The 3382-nt window shown below is 65.5% G+C and carries 4 protein-coding genes; all 4 read right to left on the bottom strand.

Translation table 11 applies throughout. From position 1 onward, the window contains the following. The coding region (locus VMR03_RS08740; RefSeq protein WP_325404274.1) for an enoyl-CoA hydratase-related protein at positions 1-537 on the bottom strand (537 nt) is incomplete at its 3' end. Positions 538-550: 13 nt separating this feature from the next. After that, a complete protein-coding gene (locus tag VMR03_RS08735; RefSeq protein ID WP_325404272.1) occupies positions 551-1645 on the bottom strand; it encodes a nitronate monooxygenase in 1095 nt (364 codons plus the stop codon). Positions 1646-1656: 11 nt separating this feature from the next. Further along, the gene (locus VMR03_RS08730) at positions 1657-2589 is read right to left on the bottom strand and encodes an enoyl-CoA hydratase (protein ID WP_325404270.1); all 933 of its coding nucleotides are present in this window, start codon (positions 2587-2589) and stop codon (positions 1657-1659) included. 8 nt (positions 2590-2597) lie between these two features. Then, positions 2598-3382, bottom strand: a 785-nt coding sequence (locus VMR03_RS08725; protein WP_325404268.1) for a ketoacid CoA transferase, incomplete at its 5' end; no start/stop codon positions are given.

Below are 3382 nucleotides of genomic sequence, written 5' to 3'. Positions count from 1 at the left end.
AAGCGCCGCGCGTGGCACGAGTTTCTCGACGCCGCCGAGCCGCCATGCTTCTTCCGCCGTGACGCGGCCGCCGGTAAAGAAGGCAGCCCGCACCTTGTGAAGCGGCAGCATGCGCGAGAGGTGCGAGGCGCCGCCCATCGCGCCGCGGTCGATTTCCGGCAGCGAGAAGAAGCAGTCATCCGATGCGATGATCGTGTCCGACGCGCCGCAAATGCCGATGCCGCCGCCGATGACGAAGCCATGCGCCGCGACGAGGACGGGAACCGCGCAGTCGCGCACCGCCTTGAAGGTGAGATAATTGCCGCGATTGAGCGCGACGATGCGCTCGGGATATTTCTGCATCTCCTTGATGTCGACACCGCCGCAGAAGCCCTTGCCTTCGGCGCGGATCAGCACGCAGCGGACGGTTTCGTCGTCCCCGGCTTTCGTGATGATGTCCGGCAACGTATTCCAGAGCGCGCTGTCGAAGGCATTGACCGGCGGGTGATCGAAAACGATCTCGGCCACCTGTCCGCGAATGTCGAGCGTGATCGGCATCGGGTCTTCCTTCTTATTGTGCAGCCGATGTGGCGCGGGAAGGCAGGTCGGTCAGCGCGGCGATGCGGGCCTGCGCCTCCGCGACGATGCCGTCGACGAGCGTTGCGACGCTCGGCAGGTCGCCGATGCGCCCGCCGACGAGGCCCGTCGCCATCAATCCTTCTTCAGGTTTGCCTTCTACGACGGCCTTCTGGATCAGCATCGGCGCGGAAGCTGCCATCATCGCCTGCGCGAGCGTCATGTCGCCATGCGAGGTCATGCCGCGCGCGGCGCGCAACATCTCGAACCACGAGGCTCCGGTGCGTTTCTTCATCGCGAGCCCGCTTTCGAAAGCGCGCAGCCACATGGCCGCGGCTCCGGAGCGCTCGATACGATCCATCAGCGGTGAGCGCACCATGCGTTGCGGAAGCCCGTCGACCTTGGTCGAGACGAGAATGTCGTCGGTGCCCGCCTTGAGATAGAAAGCCTTGGTGACGTCCGGCACCGGGCTCTCCCTCGTCAACAGGAAGCGCGTGCCCATCGCGATGCCGACGGCGCCGTAGGCGAGCGCCGCCGCGAGCCCACGCCCGTCGCTGAAGCCACCAGCGGCAACGACCGGCACCTTCACCGCATCGAGAACCTGCGGCAGCAACACCGTCGTCGGCACCGAGCCCGTATGCCCGCCGCCTTCGCCGCCCTGAACCGTCACCATGTCGACGCCGAGCTCGACCATCTTCTGCGCGTGCTTGACCGCGCCGACGGTCGGAATGCAGAGAATGCCCGCGTCCCGGAAACGAGCGATCATCTTCCTGTCAGGGCCGCGGCCGAAGCTGACCGCGCGTATCTGGTCGCGATGCGCGATGATCGTCTCGACGATCGCCGTTGCGCCCGGCTGGAACATGTGGAAATTGACGCCGAAGGGTTTCGCGGTGCGTCGCTTCACCTCGGCGATGGCGCCGGTCACTTCCTGCGGCGTCATCACGGCGGCGCCCAGAAAGCCGAAGGCGCCCGCCTCGCAGCTCGCGGCGACGAGCGGCGGCGTCGCGATCCATCCCATCGCCGTCTGGATGATCGGGTAGCGGCAGCCGAGCCGCTCGACGAGCACCGTATGCAGGGGATCGAACGCCACGTCGTTTCCTCTCAGGAGTCTTTCGCCTGTTTCTTGTTCGCAGCCGCCATCGACTTGCCGTCGAGTCCGCCAAGGCTGTTGCCCGAAACGAGATCATTCTGCGCATGGGCGAAATGGTGCATGTGAAAGACGGCGTCCATCGCCGTGCGCTTGCCGCGCAGATCCTCGACGTGATTGATCGCCTGTTTGGTGAGCCAGAGCCCGAGCCGGCCCTGTTCGGCGAGCTTCGCCGCCATGGCGCGCGTCTCGGCTTCAAGCTGGTCGCGCGGCACGATGCGGTTGACCATGCCGAATTGCGCGGCGCGCTCCGCCGGCATGCGCTCGCCCAGCATCAGGAATTCCTTGGCGACGCGCGGCGGCAGCTCGAAGGCATGCGCGAAATATTCGACGCCTGGAATGCCCATGCGCTGCACGGGGTCCTGGAAGAAGGCGTCTTCGGAGGCGACGATGAGATCGCAGACCCAGGCGAGCATCAGGCCGCCCGCGATACAGGCTCCTTGCACCATGGCGATGGTCGGCTTCGGCACATCGCGCCACCGGCGGCACATGCCGAGATAGACTTCCTGCTCGCGCGCATAGAGAAGCTCGGCGCCGGGTTTGTTGGTGTGGTCGTAGAGGATATGCGCGCGGTCCCATGTCTTGTGAAGATCGCGGCCCGGCGTCCCGATGTCGTGACCGGCAGAGAAGTGCTTGCCTTCCCCCTTGAGCACGATGACCTTGACCGCGTCGTCGTCCACCGCGCGGCGGAAGGCGGCATCAAGCTCATAGGTCATCTGCGAATTCTGGACGTTGTTGAAGCGCGGCCGGTTCATCGTCACCCAGGCGACGCCGTCCTCGACCTTGTAGAGAACGGGCTCGTCGGTTTCGTAGACGATGTCGACCTTTTGCGGCTCGACAAGATCCTTCGGCCGGGCGGCTTCTTCCTTGGCGACGGGCTGGCTCATGGGTGACCTCACGCGGCCCGGCGGTCGCCCACCGGGTCGTCCTTGAATACCGTCTTGCGCTGGCCGTTGGGGTCCAGCCGTTCACGGATGATGTGGAGTTGTTCGGGCGTCGGCGCCGCCGTCTCGGGTATGCGCTCGGGGCGCACCAGCGGGAAGCCCGTATTGTCCTGCACCTGATCGAAGCTGATACCCGGATGGAGCGAGCGCACGCGGATCTGGTGATCCGGTCCCTCGAAGTCGAGCACGGCGAGATCGGTGACAATGAGGCGGAGGTCGAGACCGAAAGGCTTTCGCCCGTTCAGCCAACGCGCCTTGTTGTAGCCGACGCTGCAGACGAAATCGACTTCGCCTTCGACCAGCGCGCGATTGTTGTGGCTCGGCAGGAAATAGCTGTTCTGATGATTGATGCTGTTGCCCGGATAGCCGCGTGCGCCGAGCAGCGCCGCCTTGGGCTTCGCGCGCGGGCCGATGGTCGAAATGTTGGTCTGGCCGTAGCGGTCGATTTGCGTCGGCACGACCATCGCATGGCGCTTGCCGCTCCAGAGATTGTCGAAGGTGCGCGCATAGGGCGCCCAGCCTTCAACCTTCGGCGCGTAGCCGTTGCGGGGCCCAAGTGGCACCGGCTCCGAGACGAAGGCGTTCTCGCCATCGGTCATCATCAATGCCGGATTGAAGGTAAGCTTCGCGAGCCCCGCTGCCAGACGCGGCAGCACGGTGATGCCGGTCGCGAGAATCTCGCCGTCGTTCCGCCAGGCTTCGGCGGCGGCGGCAATGCAGAGTTCGGCGAGGGAGA

This window comes from Parvibaculum sp. (assembly GCF_035511255.1).
Taxonomy (GTDB): Bacteria; Pseudomonadota; Alphaproteobacteria; order Parvibaculales; family Parvibaculaceae; genus Parvibaculum.
Note: the sequence above shows the minus strand (reverse complement) of the source record. Positions and strands in the feature narration are given on the sequence as shown.

Excerpts from the sequence above, each read along its gene's own strand:
- VMR03_RS08730 (WP_325404270.1), bottom strand. The coding sequence starts at position 2,589 with ATGAGCCAGCCCGTCGCCAAGGAAGAAGCCGCCCGGCCGAAGGATCTT.